General features: G+C 41.0%; 14 protein-coding genes. 8 read left to right on the plus strand and 6 right to left on the minus strand.

Annotated elements, in window-relative coordinates; genetic code table 11:
* Window positions 1-8: 8 nt before the first annotated feature.
* The 5 genes from AY601_RS12890 to AY601_RS12910 all read right to left on the minus strand — a co-directional run bounded on the left by AY601_RS12890 (window position 9) and on the right by AY601_RS12910 (window position 8057).
* On the minus strand, window positions 9-1466 hold the full coding sequence (locus AY601_RS12890; protein ID WP_068401699.1) for a RagB/SusD family nutrient uptake outer membrane protein: 1458 nt from the start codon (window positions 1464-1466) through the stop codon (window positions 9-11).
* A 23-nt stretch (window positions 1467-1489) separates the two neighbouring features.
* Window positions 1490-4993 (minus strand): SusC/RagA family TonB-linked outer membrane protein, encoded by a 3504-nt coding sequence (locus tag AY601_RS12895; RefSeq protein ID WP_198163514.1) that lies wholly within the window; start codon window positions 4991-4993, stop codon window positions 1490-1492.
* A gap of 250 nt (window positions 4994-5243) precedes the next feature.
* Complete coding sequence (locus tag AY601_RS12900; RefSeq protein ID WP_084359244.1) at window positions 5244-6164, minus strand: peroxiredoxin family protein; 921 nt, start codon at window positions 6162-6164, stop codon at window positions 5244-5246.
* 15 nt (window positions 6165-6179) lie between these two features.
* Window positions 6180-7364 (minus strand): FecR family protein, encoded by a 1185-nt coding sequence (locus tag AY601_RS12905; RefSeq protein ID WP_198163515.1) that lies wholly within the window; start codon window positions 7362-7364, stop codon window positions 6180-6182.
* A 96-nt stretch (window positions 7365-7460) separates the two neighbouring features.
* Window positions 7461-8057 (minus strand): RNA polymerase sigma factor, encoded by a 597-nt coding sequence (locus tag AY601_RS12910; protein WP_068401706.1) that lies wholly within the window; start codon window positions 8055-8057, stop codon window positions 7461-7463.
* 207 nt (window positions 8058-8264) lie between these two features.
* Between AY601_RS12910 and AY601_RS12915 the strand changes: the two genes are divergently transcribed.
* From AY601_RS12915 to AY601_RS12945, 7 genes are read left to right on the plus strand one after another with little or no spacing between them, the layout of a single operon-like run.
* On the plus strand, window positions 8265-8855 hold the full coding sequence (locus AY601_RS12915; protein ID WP_068401709.1) for a TetR/AcrR family transcriptional regulator: 591 nt from the start codon (window positions 8265-8267) through the stop codon (window positions 8853-8855).
* A 54-nt stretch (window positions 8856-8909) separates the two neighbouring features.
* Complete coding sequence (locus tag AY601_RS12920; RefSeq protein WP_068401712.1) at window positions 8910-9974, plus strand: efflux RND transporter periplasmic adaptor subunit; 1065 nt, start codon at window positions 8910-8912, stop codon at window positions 9972-9974.
* 10 nt (window positions 9975-9984) lie between these two features.
* Window positions 9985-13086 carry an efflux RND transporter permease subunit gene (locus AY601_RS12925; RefSeq protein WP_068401717.1) on the plus strand — a complete coding sequence of 1034 codons (3102 nt, stop codon included), beginning with the start codon at window positions 9985-9987 and terminating at the stop codon, window positions 13084-13086.
* An 18-nt stretch (window positions 13087-13104) separates the two neighbouring features.
* Window positions 13105-14394, plus strand: coding sequence for a TolC family protein (locus AY601_RS12930; RefSeq protein WP_084359246.1), 1290 nt, complete (start codon window positions 13105-13107; stop codon window positions 14392-14394).
* Between the two features lie 30 nt (window positions 14395-14424).
* Window positions 14425-15018, plus strand: coding sequence for a hypothetical protein (locus tag AY601_RS12935; protein ID WP_157287883.1), 594 nt, complete (start codon window positions 14425-14427; stop codon window positions 15016-15018).
* A gap of 10 nt (window positions 15019-15028) precedes the next feature.
* Entirely contained in the window at window positions 15029-16285 is a 1257-nt protein-coding gene (locus tag AY601_RS12940; protein WP_068401725.1) for an NAD(P)/FAD-dependent oxidoreductase, read from the plus strand.
* A 59-nt stretch (window positions 16286-16344) separates the two neighbouring features.
* Complete coding sequence (locus AY601_RS12945) at window positions 16345-18684, plus strand: hypothetical protein (RefSeq protein WP_157287885.1); 2340 nt, start codon at window positions 16345-16347, stop codon at window positions 18682-18684.
* 5 nt (window positions 18685-18689) lie between these two features.
* Here AY601_RS12945 and AY601_RS12950 read toward each other — a convergent pair whose 3' ends face one another.
* Entirely contained in the window at window positions 18690-19760 is a 1071-nt protein-coding gene (locus tag AY601_RS12950) for a hypothetical protein (protein ID WP_157287887.1), read from the minus strand.
* Window positions 19761-20000: 240 nt separating this feature from the next.
* Between AY601_RS12950 and AY601_RS12955 the strand changes: the two genes are divergently transcribed.
* Window positions 20001-21332 carry a Gfo/Idh/MocA family protein gene (locus AY601_RS12955; RefSeq protein WP_068401736.1) on the plus strand — a complete coding sequence of 444 codons (1332 nt, stop codon included), beginning with the start codon at window positions 20001-20003 and terminating at the stop codon, window positions 21330-21332.
* Window positions 21333-21359: the final 27 nt, after the last annotated feature.

The following is a 21359-nucleotide window of genomic DNA, read 5'->3' on the forward strand; positions in this document are numbered from 1 at the left end:
TTGATTTTCTAAGGATTTTCCTGCAAGCCCTGGCTTTCGCGCAGCATACGTTCGCCAAATTTTAAAGCAAATCTTTCAGGTTTCAGTGTATAGCTTTGCAGCACATTTCCATCAGCATCAAAACTTTTATGCGTATATTTTATATGGCTGGAGTAAATTGGATCCTGCGATAAGCGACGCATATCTAACCAACGCAGACCTGTAAAGGCAAATTCCCGAACACGTTCATCGAGGATGAATTTTACCAAAGCCTGCTGATCTGTACCAACATTTGCAGGTATTGTAGCAGCATCTTCAGATAGTCTGTTTACCCTCAGTTTTTCCAGATCTTCAATTGCGCCGCTAAGATTACCTCCACGTGCTTTACATTCCGCACTCATCAGGTATAAATCTGGAAGTGAGGGTCCGGCCATAACAAAGAATCCAACAGGACGTCTCATTCCTTTCGCAAGTATTTCATCTTCAAACGCATTTCTTGGATCAAATAATTCTACACGTTTATCTGCAGGATCATATAATGATGCTGTTTCAGGATTGATTACAAATGTATTTTGAGCATCAAGCAGGAAAGATCTTGCCTGAATATCATAAATGGTTTCCGTATAATTAGCTGGGATTGGTTTCTTGCTAAAGCCAAAAGGACTAAAGGGAAACCAGTTATTTTGACCTTCAGGATTTAATACTTCGTTGTAGTCATATAATTTTAAGGTAATGTTAGCTCTTGATAATTCTAAAAATGCAGCATCAATTTGTTTTTTTGCATCATCAAACCTCCCCATTGTTATAAAAACCCGGGCCAAATAGAATTCTGCAGCCAGCTTAGACATTTTACGACGGTGAACAAGGGGGCCAAGATGGGCTATTGCCTCCGTTAAGTCTTTAATGATAAAATCATAATTTTCCTTTTGGCTCAGCCGGGTAAAACTATTTTGTGTAACATTAGCGGTTATAATGCGTGGGATTCCCAAATCGGTGGATGCAGTGAGCGCATTATAAGGTTTTGAAAAATCACTGAGAAACATAAAATTACATATTGCCCTGCCGGCTTTTGCTTCAGCCACAATCGCTTCCTTTTGTTGCACTGTTCCTCCCTCAGCGTCCATAATCTCATTAATGATCTTATTGTACAGGTAAAGCCTGCGGATGTACCCTTCAGAGTCGTCAATCTCGGCAGGAACCTCATCTGCCTGATAAATTCTATCCTCATATTTGAAAAGGCGTTGCATACGAAGTGAAGCACCACTAAAATAAGCATTTTGAACACCCACCTCATCTCCCATATAAATGCTTGCGGTGAACGAGGATGCAATGTAACTTGCATTTAGCGCAAGTTCATAATCTTGTGTTTTAGAGGCGATGATTGAGCCTTTAGGTTCTATTTCCAGAAATTCCTTTTTACATGAAACCAGCACCAATACCCCTGTCGTCAGCACCAGTCCTAAGATATATTGTTTTAAAATTTTCATTTTTTGTCTTTTTAACTTGATAATTAAAAGGTGATATGAGCACCAAGAGTTACCGTACCCTGTGCAGCACGTGTATAATCACTGGCTTCCGGATCATAATTGATGTCATTGGCAGTCCAGAGTAATAAATTAGAAAGCTGAAAACGGAAACTAATTGCCTGAGCCTGCATTTTATTTACTAAGGTTTGAGGCAGGCTGTAGGCTAAAGTAATATCCCTGATCTTGGCATAAGATGCATCCATAACTCTATGGTTACCATTAGAATAGTAACTGGTATTACGTTGAGCTGCCAGTTCAGTATCGCCGATCCATCTTGGAATATTAGTTTTGTTTTCGTCAACCGGGTTTTTGAAACGATTCAAAAAACCAGGATCATTGGTATTCAGCGGGTTGCGCGGATCTAACATCACATGCCCACCATTGTAAATGATGTTTACGCCCAACTGGAAATTTTTATAGCTGAAATTATTACTTAAACCCGCATTCCAGGGTGCCTGGGTAACTCCATTATATACGATATCCGCTGGCAGGCTGATATTTGGATCTGATGACAGAGATCCGTCGGCAAGTCTGATCTGTGGATCACCTTTAGCATTTAAGCCAGCATAATTGTAAGAGTGGGATACAAACATTGGGTATCCAACAAGGTAATTGGCATTAATTAAGGCTGCACCTGTAGTAGCCGGATTGAGATTTAATTTAGTGATCTTATTTTTATTGTAACCTAAAACAAGACTGGTGCCCCATTCAAAACCACGGGTCACGACATTAACTGAATTCAACTGGAGATCGATACCCTGATTTTTTAAATTACCAAAGTTCCCTGTAACACTGGAATATCCGGTTAAAGGAGAGGTGGAGAGTGTGCCAATCAGATCTTGTGTGTTTTTTTGATACAGATCAATAGTACCATTTAATCTTCCATTTAAAACCGAGAAATCTATACCCGCATTGTATACCTTAGTACTTTCCCATGTTAACTTAGCATTTGATGGCTTAAACAGAATTATACCTGCACCATTCACATAGGTTACATTAGATTCGGACTGAAAAATATCTCTGGATGCGGCCATTCCCGGAGTCGGCGCATTACCTGTTACGCCATAAGTTAACCGCAGGTCAAGCCTATCCAACCAGTTAACCGGATCCAGGAATTGTTCGGTGCCCATTGCCCATTTACCGCCTATACTATATACTGGTCTGTTCTGTGCAGATTTATCAAATCCAAACAAATTACTTTTATCTATCCTCCAGCTGGAATTTAAGGTATACTTTCTGGCAAACGTATAGCCGAGATTCGCAAAATACGAAGTCGTTCTGGCTATCGGCTGTTCGCGTCCACCCACATTATTTTCAAAATCCTCCCAGCCAGCACGGCCTGCTATTCCGTCAAACCCCTGGACGAGTCTTCGTACATTTACCGGACGTCCAACCTGCAACTGGTCATCCCACCCAAAATAAGTAGCAGTATTATCCACTGTCTGCATATGAGTAGCTTCCTGACCAGCCATAACAGTTAGCTGATGGCTATTCCAGGTCTGATCAAAAAATAACTGGTTTCTGATTGTCCAACTTTTTGTGACTAAATTATTAGTGGTCAGCCGGCCTCCGTCTTTTGGCAAATTGCGTCGCAGTGGTCCATCTTCGTCCTCATCAATCTCTTCATCTTCTTGTGTAAACCGCATATAATCATCCCTCACAGTATAATTATCCTGTGATAAAACCTTTCTGCCTGTAGTGGATATGGTGTTATAACCATAGGTACCCTGAAAAGAAAGATTTTTAAGAATATCTATCTTTCCACCGGCAACCATCCTTGTACTTAAAGTATTACTTGTTTCATGTTGCCTGTTAATTTCCTGAACAGGGCTGTAATCCAAATTAACGCCAGCTCTGCCCGCGTAATCCTTCCTGATTTCGTCAGCATAACCGGTCAAAGCGAAAGGAGCAAGCACGTTTACAATCAAAGGACTACCATTTGTATCCTTAAAAAGTTGATAAGGTAAAAAACCAGGTGCCGGAGTTGAGCCCAATGTACCGTTGCTCCTGGTGGTCATATTGGTGAGGTCCGCATTGATAAAAGCAGTAAATCGCTTACCAAAAATAAAATCGTTACGAAGATTAACCTTGTATTGATTGTTAGCACTGCCAGGCAAATTGTCAGTTGTGCCGATGTGATTAATGGATCCGTAAAACGAATGTGTATTCCCGCCACCAGCAATAGATAGCGTTTGATTTAAAGTAGCGGCATTCCTGATAAAAATATCATTAATCTGTCCCCTGTTATCCAATTTCCCTAAACTATCCAGTTTAAAATTTGCTTGTGCCTGGGTAAGTATGCCGCGTTCAGGAAGTGCATCATAAAGAATCTGTAAATGCGGTGGAAGTGCACCTTCAGCTATTTCGCCATCATAAGGATTGAACTGTGCAAATTCCGGAAAAATTTCCCGCTGAGCAGCAATAAATTGTGAAGAACCGAGTCTTGGTAAATACTCGCGGTTAGGACGACCTTGAAAAGCATAATAACCATCATAATCAATTTTAAGCTTCTCCCCTGTCTTACCTTTTTTTGTTGTAATTACAATCACTCCATTGGCAGCCTTTGCACCCCAAATCGACGCTGAAGTTGCATCCTTAAGCACCGTGATATCCTCAACATCCTGCATATTCACAGTTTCGATGTTTGGTACTTCAATTCCATCTACAACTACCAGTGGCGTTGTAGAGAGATTAATAGATGATGATCCCCGAATAACCAGACCACCTCTTTGACCTTCTTTAACAAGATCACTTCTTCCACTCGATAATCCTGGAACCAATCCTTCTAAACGATCAAGGATGTTCGGACTCGTCGACCTATTCTTCATCACATTAAGATTAGGCTTCGCAAAAGATCCGGCACTACGTTCTCTTGAAAGTTGCTGATACCCGGTATTAAATTTAATCTCAACTTCCTTAAGTTCACCAATTGACGGCAGCATTTTTATTGTTCCAAGATTAGGTGCAGCCGCTAGTTCAGCGGGTAAATATCCTATATAAGCAATAATTATAGTGGAGTTTTCATTCACATTTTGCAAATAAAACTCACCCTTCTCATTTGTAGTTGTTTTAATTTTTGAGTCTTCTATAAATACCATAGCACCAGCCAAAGTTTTTCCGCTTTCATCCACTACCTTACCCCTCACATCTATCTGCTGAAATACAGAAATAATCTTATCCATCAGCGTGGGTTCAATGCGTTTTTTAATGGTGACAATCTTACCCTCAATGGTATAAGTTAATGAGGATCCTGTTAGTACAGTTTTTAACGCTTTATTGATGTCTGCGTTTTTCACATTTACATCAGCAATCTTGTTCCTGGGAAGGATTTTTCCGTCATATAAAAAATCATATTGACTTTGGTTCCTTATTTCTATTAAAAGCGATTCTAATGAAGCATTTTTCCTGTTGATGGTAATCTGCTGGCCAAATGTTGATGCACTGACCTGGAGAAGCGATGCTATTAATATTACGGTGGTTAAGCGCATAATCAGCATAAATTTAGCACAGAGAGATTGGTACGTCCCCCCGTATCTGTTAGAATTTTTATACATTTGTTTGGTTTGGTTGATTCAGCAATCTTACTTTCGACGGACAGATTGCTGTGGCTGACAATTAGTTGATTCCAAGCTGCTCCAGCCCCAATTACATTGGAGTTGGAGTTTTTAGTTTTAGCGTAGATTTTTCTGCATGTTTGGTTGGTTTAGGTTCATCATTAATTTATTATCTCATTTTTAGTTAAATCTTAAATAATTCAGCAAGTTTAGCCTCCAGTTCTTTTCCATGTAAATCGACTGCAACAATATTTCCTTTTTGATCAATCAGCAAATTTCTCGGAATAGCAGTGATATTGTATTTCTTACTCAAAGCAGATTCAAAACCTTTCAGGTCACTCAGATTTGTCCAGGTATATCCATCAGCCTGAATAGCTTTTTTCCAGGATTTGAGATCAGTATCAAGTGAAACGCCGATCACATCAAAACCCTGCGATTTATAATTATTATATAAAGGAATCAATTCGCGCCCTTGCGACCTGCATGGCATGCACCAGCTTGCCCAAAAATCAATCAAGGTATATTTGTTTTTGGAGGTAATGTTTTTGGATGATATAACTTTACCGTCTATATCCTCCATTATAAAATCTTCATACTTAGAAGCAGTCGTCTGTTTGCTGGATAATTCAGAAGGATTTTCATTTTTAACAGCTACAGCATCCTTCTCAATACCACCTAAATCTAAAGTAAATTGCTTTTTAGACGGTGGAAGACACATTTGATTGGTACAGGCCATATACTTTATCGTAAATGCCAATGTGGTCTTCTTTGCAGTTTTTAGTTTAAGTATCTGCGTGAATGTCACGCCTTTTGAATAGTAAGACAAATGCTCTCCATCTTTCTGTTCCACCCCTTTTTCCTCTATTTCACCAATGAATTCTATATTGTCATTTTCATCAAACAGAAATTCAGTAGGCATTCCAAAACCGCCACCTTCACCCTGAGGGTAAATATGATAAAGCTCTTTTACCGCAGCATGGAATTTCACCTCATACGTTAAGGGTGAGGTTTTTTTACTGCTAAATTCCCAAGAAACCGGATGGTTCTGCGCAAGAGCCGAAAAAGCTACCTGGCCCATTAGTATTAATACTATTAATCGTTTCATTTTTTTCGTTATTATTTATCGCATTACAAAAATTTTACGGCCTTCAACCCTGAACGTCACTGATACAGCAGATTCTATTGATTTGAGTACAGTAGAAAGCTGGTTATTTCTGGAAACCCATCCTCCCAGTTCCATGTTATCTGGAACAGAAGCATCATAGATAACCTCCATATTATACCATCTTGCAATTTTTCTCATCGCTGTTTTAAATTCCACATGATTTAAGTAGAAATCGCCATTCTTCCAGTCGAGAACACTGGCTAAGTCAGTTTTTCGCACGCTGATTATACCAAGTCTATTCAATGCCTGTTCTCCTGGCCTGATAATTTTTTGTCCATTTCCAACCTTTATCTTTACTGAACCTTCCAGCAAAGTTGTTGCAATTCCGGGCTCATCTTTATAGCTATTTACGTTGAAATGAGTACCTAGAACCTCTATTTGCTGATTTTTATTGGCTACTATAAATGGGTGAAGTTTATCTTTTGCAACCTCGAAATAAGCTTCACCTTCGAGGAATACCTTACGCGTTTTGTGCTTAAAAAATTGAGCAAATGAAATTTTCGAATCTGCGTTCAGCCAGACTTTTGTACCATCGGGCAAAGTAAATATATACGTCTGCCCTTTTGTAGTCGTAGCTGTAAGTGTTTCATCTTTTAGATTGCTTGCGCCATCTGCAGTAACAACACTTCCATCAGTATAAGCCAGACGACTGCTTCCTATTACAAGACCTTTTTGATGGTCACTCAACCTGATAACCTTACCGCTGCTAAGGGTTATAGTTGAACCACTTTTACCTGGTTTAACATATGGATATCGCTTAGCATAATCAATTTGGGAAAGGTTAGCATGACGATTCCCGCTAAAGAAATAAATGCATACGACAAGTGCCGCCGCCGTTGCGGCTAATGCTGCAATGCGAGGCCATATTTTGATGCGTCTGACCGAAGCATCTGTGGTCTTTACATTCAAACTATCTTTTAATCCGGACCTTGTCAGCTGCCAGATATGATCAGTTTCGATTTGATTAAAATTTTGAAATTCCTGCAGAAAATACTCCTTAGCTATTAAACGATCGTAAAATTCAAGGTGTTCCGAAGAAGAATTCTTCCAGTTTTGCAGTTCATCATTACCTGCAGGATCCAGCGACCCATTAAGTTCTGAGGTGATTAGTGTGGATATATAAAATTCTTTTTCCAGCATCTGGTCCATTTTTATTCCTTTAACATTTTTTAGATGTTAATAATATAGAAACGGGACGACTCCCTAAAGCAACCATATGAAATTGAAATATTTTTTTTATTTGGTAATAAAAAATAAAAAGGCCAGCTGCAATGCATTGGAAACACCTTTTTTGAGCAGAGAATTTTTAATAAGAGCCACAGCTTTTGTTTTTTGGTTTCGGACAGTCTGTATAGACAAGCCCAGCTCTTCAGCAATTTCGGCTGTACTTTTTCCTTCAATATAAAGCATTTTAAAAACTATCTTCATTTTATCAGGTAGTTCCTCAATTTCTTTATTCACCATGTCCAGCACTTCTGTTTGAACTACATCATACAGGATAGTTTCCTCTCCACCCAGAAGATACTTAATGTAATTTTCTTGTGCAGCAGTTCTGACTTTTAAGCTGGCCAGATAATCCAGACAAGCATTGCGACAACTGATGTAAAGAAAGGCTTTGATATTTTGTTCTGTCTTAAAATCTTTATGTTTCTGCCAAACTTTTAAAAAGCATTTAGATACAATATCATCAGCTTCTGCTTTATCTTCAAGCATGCGGGTTGTGAAATAAGCAAGTGACTTACTGTGCAGTTTAAAAAAATATGCAAGGGCCTTTTCATTCCCTTCATATAATTCTTGCATCCAGTCTACTATTTCTTGCCTAGCTTTTTTCATTTATTAGTCATTACGCATCTGCCTCAATAAAATTACTGAAACCAACGGCAATAATATTGATTAAATCTGGCAATACTAAGGTCTTCAGTATCTTATTTATAGCGAATTTCTTCAATCTTTATCAATTATTTAACAATCCTTTTACACATTCCCAAAATATTTTTATTTTTTTTGGCCAATTGAACATATTTCGTACTTTTGTCTAAAATGAAGTTATCTAAAGAAGAACAGATCAAGGAAGAAATTGTCACTGCCGCCATCGGTGTTTTTGAAAGCTATGGCTTTACCCGGGTGTCTATGCAGGATATTTCGAAAGCGGGTAAAAAAGGGCGTACTACTTTATATTATTATTTTGGTAATAAAACAGAAGTTTTTGATGCAGTAGTAGAAAAACTATGCCTGCAGATATTTGATACCTGCCAGGGGGTAATTGATCCAAATGCTTCAATGTCCACCAATTTGGAAAATTTTTACACAAAAAAATTACAGGAGATTAAATTTCTTACCAAAAAATATCATTTGGTGTTAGAAGATCTAAAGCAACAACCAGGGCTTGCCGCCGCTAAAACCAGGGTTTTGTTGGAGGAAGAAGGCAGTGTAATCTATAAAATGATCAGGTGGGCAATTGAGAAGAAAGAAATTGCCGAACTCACTGAGGCTGACAGCCGTTTTCTTGCCGAAACAATTGTAACCGCCTTCAAAAGCTTTGAGCAGGAAATTATCTTGTTCAACCGGTTTCCCGATATGGAAGCTAAACTGTCCTGGATTTCGCAGATTTTTTGCAAGGGACTGAAATAATTTTTTTTGATTAATAATAGACAAAAGTATATAAAGTGTTCAAATGATTAAAATATGAGACCTATATTATCAATTCTTACAGCAGCTGGAGCAACGCTACTTTTCACCGGATGTTCCGGGCATAAAGAGTCCAGCAAAATACCTGACACGATCAATGTTAAAACAATTAATTTAAGCAGCCAACAGACAGGCTCCTCCGATCAGATTATTTATAGCGGAACTTTGCAAGCCGACAAAATGATCGATTTAAGTTTTCAGGTTTCCGGCACTATCAATTCATTTCCGGTAAAAGCCGGGGATTATGTAAAAAAAGGCCAATTAGTGGCTACCGTAGATGAAACAACTTACCGTAATCAATATAACGCACAATTAGCTCAGGTTAAACTGGCTAAAGAAAACTACACGCGTATTCTTTCTGTATTTCAGAAAGGCAGCATAGCAGAAATTAAAATGCTGGAGGCCAAATCAAATCTTGACCAGGCGGCATCTGCTGCACGGGCGACTTATCAAAATATTGCCCACACCAGGCTGTATGCACCTCAAAGCGGCTATGCCAGCGACAAAAAAACAGAAGCCGGGGCTACCGCCAGCCCAGGAGTACCTGTGTTGCAGTTACTGGATACCCGTTCGGTCAATGTTTTAGTAGCTGTTCCTGAGAATGAAATTAATCGTTATCAGCCAGGTGATCCTGCCGCTGTCACTATTGATGCGTCGGCGAACACACCGATCGAAGGGCGTATTACCGAAGTGGGCGTACTGGCACTTAACAACAGTGCAAACTATACCGTTAAAGTAAAATTAGCCAATCCCGGTCAGGCGCTAAAACCAGGTATGCTTTGTAAGGTCGTATTCAGTACTCCGAAATCTAAATCATTGTCCGCTAAAGCAGCTGAACAGCAACTGGTCGTCCCTGCCCAGGCCGTACAGGTGGATGAGCATGGCCGTAATTATGTATATACCGTTAACCCGCAACATAAGGCGCAACGGAAAGAAGTTCAAACCGGGGCACTCTATAATAATGGTTTGGCGATCACCGGTGGTTTAAGTGGTGATGAACAACTGATTACTTCCGGTTACCAAAAGCTGGCCGATCAGTCTCCTGTTAAAATTACCCAATAAATCAGCAGTCATGAAAAAGAAAGAAAACATGATCGAGTGGGCCATGCGCTACCATGTGCTGCCCCTTACTGTAGCTGCTGTGCTGTTTTTACTGGGTATTCTTGCCCTGTTCAATATGCCCCGTAATGAATTTCCCGATTTTACGATCAGGCAGGGTGTCATTGTAGGGCTTTACCCGGGTGCGTCATCCAACCAGGTAGAAGAACAAATGACCAAGAAAGTTGAAGAATACCTGTTTAGCAATAACGAGGTGGATAAAACTAAAACTTACTCCTACTCTCGCGATGGCATGATGTATATCTTTGTTGAAGTATCCGATAAAGTGAACGGCGCTGAGGCCAAAGCCTTTTGGAATAAGATTAAGAATGGCATGCTCCTTTTGCAGGCCCAGTTGCCGAAAGAGGTTAAAGGTTTTTATGTGAACAGCGATTTTGGTTCAACCTCTGCTTTACTGCTGGCGGTAGAATCACCTACCCGGCCTTATAAAGAACTACAGCGCAACGTAGAAGACATTGAAGCTGAATTACGCCGGGTTAAAGATGTAGCTAAAATATCCCATACAGGTAACCTGAACGAGCAGATCGGTATCTATGTTGATAATAATAAGTTGCTTCAAAATGGGGTTACCGCAGGTAACATCAGGGATGTATTGCAAAATGAGGGCGCCATCAGTGCTGCGGGGACCGAAGATGGAAAAATAATCGACCGGCCGATACATCTGACCAGTTTTTATAAGACCGAGTCAGATCTTGCAGAGCAGATTATCAAACGTGATGATCAAGGTAATCCGGTCAGGCTTCGTGATTTAGCAACCATCCGTCGGGAATATGGCGATCCTGACAGCTATGTAACGTCAAATGGCACTAAAAGTATTATTATTTCACTGGAAATGGTGACTGGTAAAAATATCGTGCATTTTGGCAAGGAGCTGGAGGAACGGCTGGCAAAAGTGAGTGCGCATTTACCGCCGGATATCAAACTGGTCAAACTAGCCAATCAACCGGAAGTGGTGGATGAATCCATTACCCACTTTATGAAGGAGTTCGCTTTTGCCCTGATCGGTGTAGTGGTTGTGGCCCTATTGTTATTACCACTGCGGGTGGCAGCAGTAGCAGCGGCAACTATTCCAATTACAATCGCGGCGACACTGGCCATTATGTACCTGGCGGGGATAGAACTGGACACGGTAACCCTGGCGGCACTCATTGTGGTACTGGGGATCGTTGTCGATGATCCTATTGTCGTCATTGATAACCATGTAGAAAAACTGGATCATGGGATGTCTGTTTGGGAGGCCGCCAAAAGCAGTGCGCAGGAACTATTCCCATCTGTATTTACGGCAACGCTGGCCATTTCGGCCACTTTCTTCCCGCTGATGTTTTTTATGACGGGAGTAGCCAAAGATTTTATCAGTGTTTTCCCGGTAACCATCATTATTGCATTGACCCTGTCCCTGGTCATATCGATGTTATTGGTGCCATTCTTCAATACGCTTTTTATCAAAAAGGGACTGCATAACGAAAATAAGAAGCAAGAGCATAAATCAATGCTGGACAGGCTACAGTTATTTTTCAATAAGCATATCGGCAATTCGGTGAAGCATTATAAGCTTACCGTATTATTCGGCGTGCTGTCCGTTGTATTCGGTGTGATCATCATGGGGATACTTCCCCAGCAATTATTCCCTAAAGTGGAACGTAATCAGTTTGCTGTGGAGATATACCTGCCCAGTGGTTACAGCCTTGACCAAACGGACAGTGTGGTTAAAAATATGGAACGTATCATGCACAAGGATAAGCGGGTGATCAATTACACCAGTTTTATCGGCAATAGCTCGCCGCGCTTTCATATGGTTTACGCGCCTAACCTCCCCGCTAAAAACTATGCGCAGATACTGGTCAATACGGTCTCTGAAGGTGCCACAGAAGAAGTGATCAAAGATTACCAGCAAAAATATAGCAATGTCTTCCCATCTGCTTATGTGCGGATGAAACAACTGAACATGGTCAGCTCATCTGCACCGATCGAGGTTCGTATATCCGGTAACAATATTGACGATCTTAAAGCGGTAGGTGAAAAGGTTATTGCCATAGGTAAAAGGCACAAAGAAGTGATCTGGGCCAGGACGGATTATGATCAAATGGAGGAAGGGATTAAACTCAATGTGAAAAGCCAGGAACTGGCGCGCCTTGGCTTAACTAAAAGCGATGTGGCCAACACCGTGGCCATGCACACTGAGGGCGTTGATGCTACGCGGCTTTGGGAAGGTAACTATCAGATTGATGTGAAGATTAAAACACCCAAAACATCGAGAATGAATGTGTCCAGCCTGCTGGACCTTAATATTCCTTCCCAACAAACGAAAACCGTGGTACCGCTCAGACAAGTGGCCGATATAGCACCTGAATGGAATGACGGACAGGTGGTGAGACGGAACAGCATCCGCACGCTGACTGTGCGGATGGACATCATTCCGGATGCCGTTGCCAACAATGTGCTGACGGAATTACAGCCGGATATCGACAAAATTAAATTGCCACAGAATGTTGAAATCTCCTATGGCGGTGAACTGGAACTGCAAAATGAAAACATGGGCCCTATGGGGATTTCCTTACTCATGAGCGTCATCCTGATCTTTTTGATATTGCTCTGGCATTTCAAGCACCTCAAACATGCAGTACTCAGCATTACCACCATGCCACTCAGTCTGCTTGGCGCATCATTCGGATTGTTGGTCACTGGCTATCCATTCGGGTTTACCTCTTTTCTGGGACTATTGGCCTTATGCGGTATTGTGGTACGTAATGGAATTATCCTGATCGATCATGCCGAGGAACTGAGGATCCATGAGGGAAAAACGGTATTACAGGCCGGCATTTTGTCAGCCGAACGCCGTATGCGGCCCATATTCCTAACTTCTACGGCCGCAGCTGTGGGCGTTACGCCCATGATCATCAGCCGCTCTTCGTTATGGGGACCTTTAGGTACAGTGATCTGCTTTGGACTAATGGTTTCCATGGTACTAACCCTTTTTGTTTTACCAACACTGTACTGGCTTTTCTTTCGTAAAGAAGATGAAAAGGCCAAAGAAACAGATGAGCAAACCGCGTAACCTTAAAAATTGATTATTATGAAAATCCTCTTTTTATCCATCATATCCATGGGCTTGGCTTATACCGCCAGTGCCCAGCATATAGTGTCACTTGAGCAAAGCAGGCAAGCCGCTTTAGCGTACAGTACCGCTATCAAAAACGGGCAACTCAAAGTAAGCTCGGCAGACTTTGGACTGGCTGCTGCCAAATCTTCCTACCTGCCATCTGTCAGTGGTACTGGCCTGGGCTTATATGGCTTCAAAGATTTTGTACCGGCTATTCCGGGCCTATTGAATAAAGGCATCAATAATCTCTACCTGATTGGTGTAACTGCCATCCAGCCCATTTACGCAGGTGGTAAAATTGAAACGGGTTATAAGCTGGCTGCTTTACAGCAGGAAACCAGTAAGATAATGGCCAGGCAATCGGTTGATTCGGTATTACTGCTCACTACGCAAAAATACTGGAACCTGGTCAACTTGCAGGAGCAGGAAAAAACGCTGGCAGCTAATGAAGTGCTGCTGAATAATGTGCTGAAAATGCAAAAGGATATGCTGGCTTCCGGACTGATTGCCCGCAATGACCTGCTGAAAGTAAAAGTTCAACTCAGTCAACTGCTTGTTAACCAGAGCAAACTGCAAAATGGGCGGAGACTGGCCTTGTTTGATTTTTCCATATACACCGGCATGCCATATGATTCACTGATGGTGATGCAGGACACGCTTGACAAGGGAAATGAACCCTTGCTTCCTGGTGGAACACCGGATACAACACTTTCAGGAATAGCCAATTACCAGTTGCTGCTCAAACAGGTGCAGGGTGAAGGCTTGCAAACCAAATTAAGTAAAGCAGATTATTTGCCGAGTTTATCGGTCGGGCTGAGTGCTTCGCAGGCAGGCTCATTCAATAAGACAATAGGCAGTACGTTTGTACCGGCAGCCCTGGCTACCCTGAGCGTTCCTATTTCTGACGGCTTATGGGGGCGTACTAAACAAAAGATGAAACAAAGAAAGATCAGCGAACAAATTGCTCAAAACAATTTAAGGGATGGAAGTGATCAGCTACAGGTAGGTATCCTGAAGTACTGGTACGATATGAAAGATGAATTGACGCAGATCCGATACGCTAAGGAAAATCTGTTACAGGCCACTGAAAACCTGAAAGTAAGTCAGGACAACTATAAAGCGGGATTGAGTACGGCAACTGATGTTTTGGATGCTCAAGCCTTCTACCAACAGGCTGCGGTAACACTGAATACCGCTTATTCAGATTTTCAAGTGAAAAAAGCTGCGTATGCGTATGCGACCGGTAAGATTAATAGTAAATAGACTTTATTCATCCTAGCTGATCCCATGGAAATGTATAAGAAAACGATTTTTACGCTTCAAATAGCCGAAAACGTAATTAAAGTAATTAGCCAATGCAGTATTGAACAGGTCTCTTTTGAACTCATCTCGGCTGCCACAAATATTAGTGTAAGTACAATTATCGATAATTTTGAGAGTTTGAATAATCTGATCGCTTTTTGCCTGACGCTGAGTTTTGATAGTTTAGCCAGAAATTTATCAATAGACGTAGAAAAGATTCCCTATAAAATGAATAGTATTGAAGCTTTTTGGATAACATTGGTGGAGTTTAATACTATTTATTCCTATAAGGGACGGCTCATAGCTGCTTACCTTAAAGCTCCTGCTTCTTATCCGTTGGTGAACGTGAAATATTGCCTCGCAAAATCCATTAATTATAAATTTGAAAAGACTGATCACATCTTAAAACAATACAATGGCGACATTCGGTTTATCGCTTTTGCTTACCTGTTTCAAATGGCGAGTAAAGTATCAATTGATATACCCAACTCCATAGAAAAATATGGACAAGACTTTGTGTCAGATTTCTACAATAAACACATTGCAGAAGGGTTAATTAGATTCACCAAACTCCCTATAAGTTAACCCTGAAGTGATGACGAGAATAGTGATAGTCGGCGGTGGATTCGCCGGAATTAACCTGGTAAAAGGACTGGCCGGTAAAAAAGATATCGAAGTGGTATTGGTGGATAAAAATAATTACCATTTTTTTCCGCCGCTCTTGTACCAGGTAGCCACCGCATTTATTGAGCCGTCTAATATTACCTACCCCTTTCGGAAAATGTTTCAGGGAAAACAAAACGTACGCTTCTATTATGGAACATTACTAAGCGTCCACGAAGAAGACAGACACATTATCACTGATGGCGGCAGGCTTGATTATGATTTCCTGGTATTGGCCATGGGTACGGAAACCAATTTCTACGGCCTGGAGAACTTGAAAAAGAAAGCGCTGCCAATCAAAACAATTGATGATGCGTTGCACCTGCGCAATCATTTGTTAATGAATATGGAAAAAGCCGTTAAAACGACCAACCTGCAAGAACGGGCCAAGTTGCTTAATCTTGTGATTGCAGGCGGTGGGCCAACCGGGGTTGAATTGGCCGGTATGGCAGGCGAAATGAGTAAGAATATTCTTCGCAAAGATTATCCTGAACTGGGTGAAACTGCGGGAAACATCTACCTCGTAGGTTCAGGAGATAAACTGTTAGGGCCTATGAGCAAACAGGCACAACAGGAATCTCATAAACAATTGTTTAAATTAGGAGTTCAAATCAAATTGGGGGTGGCTGTTAAGGATTATATCAATGACGAGGTAATCCTCTCCAACGGTGAAAAAATCAGTACCTGTTCTCTTATCTGGGCATCAGGTGTCGTCGCAGCCGAGGTGCAAGGTTTACCTGAGGAATCCAGGGGCCGTGGAGGAAGGTTAAAGGTCGATGAATATAACGGGATTTCAGGGATTGACAGGATTTTCGCCATTGGTGACCTATGCTGTCAGTATACTGATAAAAATTATCCTGACGGCCATCCGCAACTGGCACAGGTTGCCATACAGCAGGGTAAGTTGCTTGCTGCTAATCTGGTGAATTTAATCGATGAAAAAAGGATGAAGCCTTTCAACTATCTGAACAAGGGAAGTATGGCCATTATCACTAAATATCAAGCAGTTGTAGATCTTCCCTTTGGCTCTTTTACGGGTTACTTTGCCTGGCTGACCTGGCTGTTCGTGCATATCATACCCATAGCCGGGTTCAGAAACAAGGCAAAGCTGGCCTATAACTGGTTTTGGAGTTTTCTGACGAATAATCCCAACCTGCGGTTGATTATAGGTGCAAAAAAAAGGCATTAAATATCCTTTTATATTGATCAACAAAGACTGTTTATGCGAATACCTTAATTCACTAAATTATGCAAACCCACGCGTTTACATTTCACTCCAGTCCAACCATTGATCGTTTGATAAAGAGCGATTTATCATTCAGGCCACTCGAAAACTACTTAAAAAAATTAAACAGTTCTTCTCCGGTCAGAATGAGGATGATAGATGAGCTGATACAAACGCTGCAACAATATTTACCCGGCAACGAGGATAATTCACCATTGCTCCCCGGCCCCGATGACCAATCCTTATTTGATTTAATATATCTGGCACTGAGCCCATTACTTGCCGATGAACATAATTGTTTTTGGGCGATGGCCTCTCCATTGCCGGGGGAAATACATTATTGCACAGCTGCATTTAATGACCTTTTTAAAAATGGTATGGCAAAGGGACAAAGCGCTGGTGGTGCAGATCAGGAAGTAAATTTATTAAATGAATATAAGAATTACATCTACCGCCTGATCTTAAGCCAGTGTTATCACTTTTCCTTTCAGATACTGGAACCCGGGCATTATACCTATACTAACCCTAAAACCGGGCTGGAAGAATACTACAAAGTAAATATTAATACCAGTTTTATAGAGGTGGTCGTTACAGGTGAGTTGCCTGATATCACGATGGATAGTATCATCCATGCCGGTCCTACCCGTATAGACCCATTAATATTACTAGAGAAGATTTTACCCTTGCACATTTTCAAGCTAACCGGATTTGCGGTAATTACGCTGGAAAATATTACTGATTCCTTCGCAATTGATCAAATCAGAAACGAAATTGTAAACCATGAGAACGAAGCGCACATTTACCAGCAGGTTATTAAAAGCTTAAGTATGCTCTCGGGCAATAATGCGCTTCAGTTTAGCTTAAAGCCTTTGGCCAGATTAAACAATGAAACAATTGTGGACGTCAACCCGGAAATACATAGTTTCATGATGGATGTGGCCAAACAATTCGAGGATAAGATAATGCTGCAATCAATGGTCAAAGGATACGAGGAGAATCCAGTCACGTATTACTTTTCTGCAGCCAATCATGCTGGAAATAAGTTTGGAGATCCTATTCATGATATTTTAGAATCAAAGAAAGTGAAAGTTTATGCTTGTCTGCCACTGCTCTTCAAACAAAAGGTTGTCGGTATTTTAGAAATATATGCTTTCAAAGAGGTGTTATTCTTTGAAAATATCCTGGCGAAAATAGCAGCAGCGTTACCTTTACTCAGCCAATTAACAAAAAATAGTGCTGATCACTTTTCAGATAAGATCAATGATGTTGTGCGGCGGCACTTTACTGTGCTGCAACCTGCCGTCCTGTGGAAATTCCATCTTGCGGCCTGGAATTACCTGCAACAAGAGCAGAAAATGGGAACCGGTGCTGCCATAGAATCCATCACATTTGATGGCGTTTATGCTATTTATGGCGCAATTGATATTAAAGATTCTACATTAAAACGTAACGATGCGCTATTGAAGGACATTCATAACCTACTGGACGAATCCATCAAAATATTAGATAGGTTGATCATTACCGGTTATCCTGCTGAAGAAATCAAAATATTCTGCATTAAATTCAAATCCAAATATCAGCATGCAGTTACGTTAAAGGTTGAAATTACTATTTTAACCTTTCTGCGTCTTTATTTGAAGCCGCTCTTAATGCCACTGGCGGTGGAAGAGCCTGATTATTTAGTTTATATTAATGTTTACCTGGAACCTGTTGATGCTGGAAACAGCGCAATCCATGCTAATCGCAACATTTTAGAGCAAGAGATTGGGCGGTTAAATGAGGATGTTACGAGATTTATGGCAGGGATGATCGAAGATTTGCAACAGCTACACCCAGGCTACATTAAAACATTTAGAACTGACGGGATAGAATGTGATATTTACATCGGTCAGTCCATTACACCGAGGTCACAATTAGATAGCATAAAAATACGGGCATACAGAGCTTTACAACTTCGTTATATGGCTTTGGTGGCAAAGTATACCACTCAAACGTCGTTATCGTCCTCATTTGCACTGAAAACAACGCAACTTATCTTTGCACCCGGTACACCTATTAACATTACTTTCCGCAATGACGAAAAGCGGTTTGATGTGGAAGGAGCCGATAATATCAATTATGAAATAATTAAAAAGCGAATTGATAAGATATGCATCAAAGGAAGCACGGAAAGGCTGAATCAACCCGGCAAAATAGCTATTGTATATCAGGATGACACTATTAAAGAGGAGTATTTGCGCCTCATCAGAATATTACAAGAAGAGGGAGCCTTACAGGAAAATGCCGAGGTTTTGCACCTGGAAGATTTAAAAGATGTTTTTGGTTTGATGGCAATCCGGGTAGAGATCCAAAAAAATCAATAAATAAGCTAGCTGCTATTTTTAGGATGTAAAGGCACAACCAGGTAACAACCATCCAGTTCATGGAAATGATTATTATCAAAACCAACAGTGAGGATATTCATACCAGACATATGCGCATTAAATAAATCCAGTGTCCCCCACTCGCCATTGTAATAATAACCGCCAGATGGTGATTTTTTGGAAGAAAAATAACTGATTGGATGCTTGAACTTTAAGTTGTCTGCCCCAATTTTGAGTTCAAAATAGCCCATACCGTACCATCTTGCAGGTCTGGTCGCTGGAGCCGCCGCCATAGAGAAATAAGTGCCAGACTGATAATGCTGTTTCAGGAAATAATCGATAGTGATAGCCGATTTCGGGCTTTCCCAATCGTAATACTTTAAGCCCGTCTGATGGCTATAATCCGTAACAGGCAATAACTCATGAAAATTGTGCTCAAATTCGGCGGGAATATTAATATTACTTTTTTTGGGGATATACATTTTATAGACTTCACTACTTACTGACATGATGAAAGTCATCGGATCATCCTCTTCATAAACTGTTACCGCATCAGCCCGGGATAGCAATTCCCTGGTCAGGTTCGATAGTACTTCCGGGTTCATTGCTAAATCTTTGTTAATGACTTTGTAGGGTAATTTCTCATGCTTTCCTGTTTTAAGGTAATCACTGTAAGTATCTTCATAAAGCATATGCCCGTTAAATGGTCTGCCAAAGGCTGTACTGCCAGTTTCATTCAGGCTGTCTAAAGGTTCTCCTTTACTGTTTATTCTGTAATAAGTTATGGAATAAGTAGTTTCCTCGTATTGCTTGGGTGCAAACTCCTCCACACGCTCCACAATGATATTGTTAGTCATGGAATCCCGGTAAATTGTTCTTGGCCTGCTGCCCGTAAACAAGGGTATAATTTGATAATCTGAACTCTTTATCTTTTCATTTAATGCAGGATAACCCTTATATTTTTCCGGCAAACGCGAAAGAAAATAGCTTTCACTTCTGAAGTAAGCCCTGATCAGGAAACTCAGGAAAACTGCTAATACGATGAGGACTATAGTATACATTTTCTTTTTGTGCATATGGTGTTCTATGTTCTATCTGGAACCTTATTCCGGTTCTAAAATACGTTTAGTTTTTAACAACTTTGTTCAGCTTGCGAGACAGCCTGATTTAATGATGCGCTAAAAACATATGCCCCATATCTATCTATCTCTATATATAGATAATGGTAACATTCTTATTAATTTTAACGATATATCCCGGATGCTCTACTAATTATTTCGTAATTTACTTACAGTATGAACCGTAAACCAAATTAAATGTTAAACCGTAGAAATTTCCTTAACTATGCTGCAACCGCAGTTGGGACCACTGCCATGCTTTCTGCCTTAGACAATCCTGCCTATGCCCTTTTCAATAAGACTATTGGCGCAAACGACCAGATCAATATTGGTGTAATAGGAATCAAAGGCATGGGATGGTCTGACCTCAAAGCGGCCCTCAAAGTACCGGGAGTAAACCTGATCGCCCTATGTGACAGTGATGCCAATGTGCTTGATGAAAGGATGGCCGAATTAAAGTCGATGAATGTTGACGCCGCAAAAGTAAAAAGATATAAAGATTATCGTGCGCTGCTCGATAATAAAGATGTCGATGCTGTAATTATCGGAACACCCGATCACTGGCATGCCCTGATGATGATCCATGCAGTACAGGCAGGTAAAGATGTATATGTTGAAAAGCCGGTCGGCAACTCTATTGTCGAATGCAGCACCATGGTCAAAGCGCAGGAAAAATACAATAAGGTGGTACAGGCAGGTCAATGGCAACGCAGTCAGCAACATTTTAAAGATGCTGTTGATTTCGTAAAGAGCGGCCAGCTGGGAAATATCAGAACTGTAAAAGTATGGTGTTACCAGGGCTGGATGAAACCTGCTCCCGTAGTACCGGATACCTTACCCCCTGCAGGCGTTGATTATGCCATGTGGCTTGGGCCGGCAAATAAAAGAGCATTCAATGCCAGCAGATATCACTTCAATTTCCGCTGGTTCTGGGATTATGCAGGTGGGTTAATGACTGACTGGGGAGTCCATTTATTGGATTATGGCTTGCTGGGTATGAATTCACCTGTCCCAAAAACCATATCTGCATTAGGTGGCCGCTTTGCCTATCCCGATCTGTATGAAGAAACTCCTGATACGCTGACTACCTTATATGAGTTTGACAAGTTCAACATGGTATGGGATTCTGCCATGGGCATCGATAATGGCTCTTATAACCGCAACCATGGAATTGCCTATATCGGTAACAACGGCACGCTGATCCTCAACAGGGAGGGCTGGGAAGTCATTGAAGAAAAAATAAGCGGCAATAAAGTTAGCAAGCCCTTTGTTAAATCCTCAGATAATGGACTGGACAATCATATGGTCAATTTCTTTAGTGTGGTCAGATCCAGAAAAAAAGCAGAACTGAATTGCGCTATACAAGATGCTGCGCATGTAGCTACCGTTGCCCAAATGGGAAATATTGCCTTCAGAAGCGGACAAAAATTAGCATGGGACAATGCCAAACACCAGTTTACAGACCAGCAGATCAACGATAAATACCTGCTGGCCCAGTATCACAACGGTTACAGCTTACCCAAAGTTTAACGCTACAGTTTAAACAGATCAGGATAT

The sequence above is a fragment of the Pedobacter cryoconitis genome (genome assembly GCF_001590605.1).
Taxonomy (GTDB): Bacteria; Bacteroidota; Bacteroidia; order Sphingobacteriales; family Sphingobacteriaceae; genus Pedobacter; species Pedobacter cryoconitis_A.

Coding starts and splice junctions, on each gene's coding strand:
- AY601_RS12890 (WP_068401699.1), bottom strand. CDS start 1,466: ATGAAAATTTTAAAACAATATATCTTAGGACTGGTGCTGACGACAGGG.
- AY601_RS12895 (WP_198163514.1), bottom strand. CDS start 4,993: ATGCGCTTAACCACCGTAATATTAATAGCATCGCTTCTCCAGGTCAGT.
- AY601_RS12900 (WP_084359244.1), bottom strand. CDS start 6,164: ATGAAACGATTAATAGTATTAATACTAATGGGCCAGGTAGCTTTTTCG.
- AY601_RS12905 (WP_198163515.1), bottom strand. CDS start 7,364: ATGCTGGAAAAAGAATTTTATATATCCACACTAATCACCTCAGAACTT.
- AY601_RS12910 (WP_068401706.1), bottom strand. CDS start 8,057: ATGAAAAAAGCTAGGCAAGAAATAGTAGACTGGATGCAAGAATTATAT.
- AY601_RS12915 (WP_068401709.1), top strand. CDS start 8,265: ATGAAGTTATCTAAAGAAGAACAGATCAAGGAAGAAATTGTCACTGCC.
- AY601_RS12920 (WP_068401712.1), top strand. CDS start 8,910: ATGAGACCTATATTATCAATTCTTACAGCAGCTGGAGCAACGCTACTT.
- AY601_RS12925 (WP_068401717.1), top strand. CDS start 9,985: ATGAAAAAGAAAGAAAACATGATCGAGTGGGCCATGCGCTACCATGTG.
- AY601_RS12930 (WP_084359246.1), top strand. CDS start 13,105: ATGAAAATCCTCTTTTTATCCATCATATCCATGGGCTTGGCTTATACC.
- AY601_RS12935 (WP_157287883.1), top strand. CDS start 14,425: ATGTATAAGAAAACGATTTTTACGCTTCAAATAGCCGAAAACGTAATT.
- AY601_RS12940 (WP_068401725.1), top strand. CDS start 15,029: ATGACGAGAATAGTGATAGTCGGCGGTGGATTCGCCGGAATTAACCTG.
- AY601_RS12945 (WP_157287885.1), top strand. CDS start 16,345: ATGCAAACCCACGCGTTTACATTTCACTCCAGTCCAACCATTGATCGT.
- AY601_RS12950 (WP_157287887.1), bottom strand. CDS start 19,760: ATGCACAAAAAGAAAATGTATACTATAGTCCTCATCGTATTAGCAGTT.
- AY601_RS12955 (WP_068401736.1), top strand. CDS start 20,001: ATGTTAAACCGTAGAAATTTCCTTAACTATGCTGCAACCGCAGTTGGG.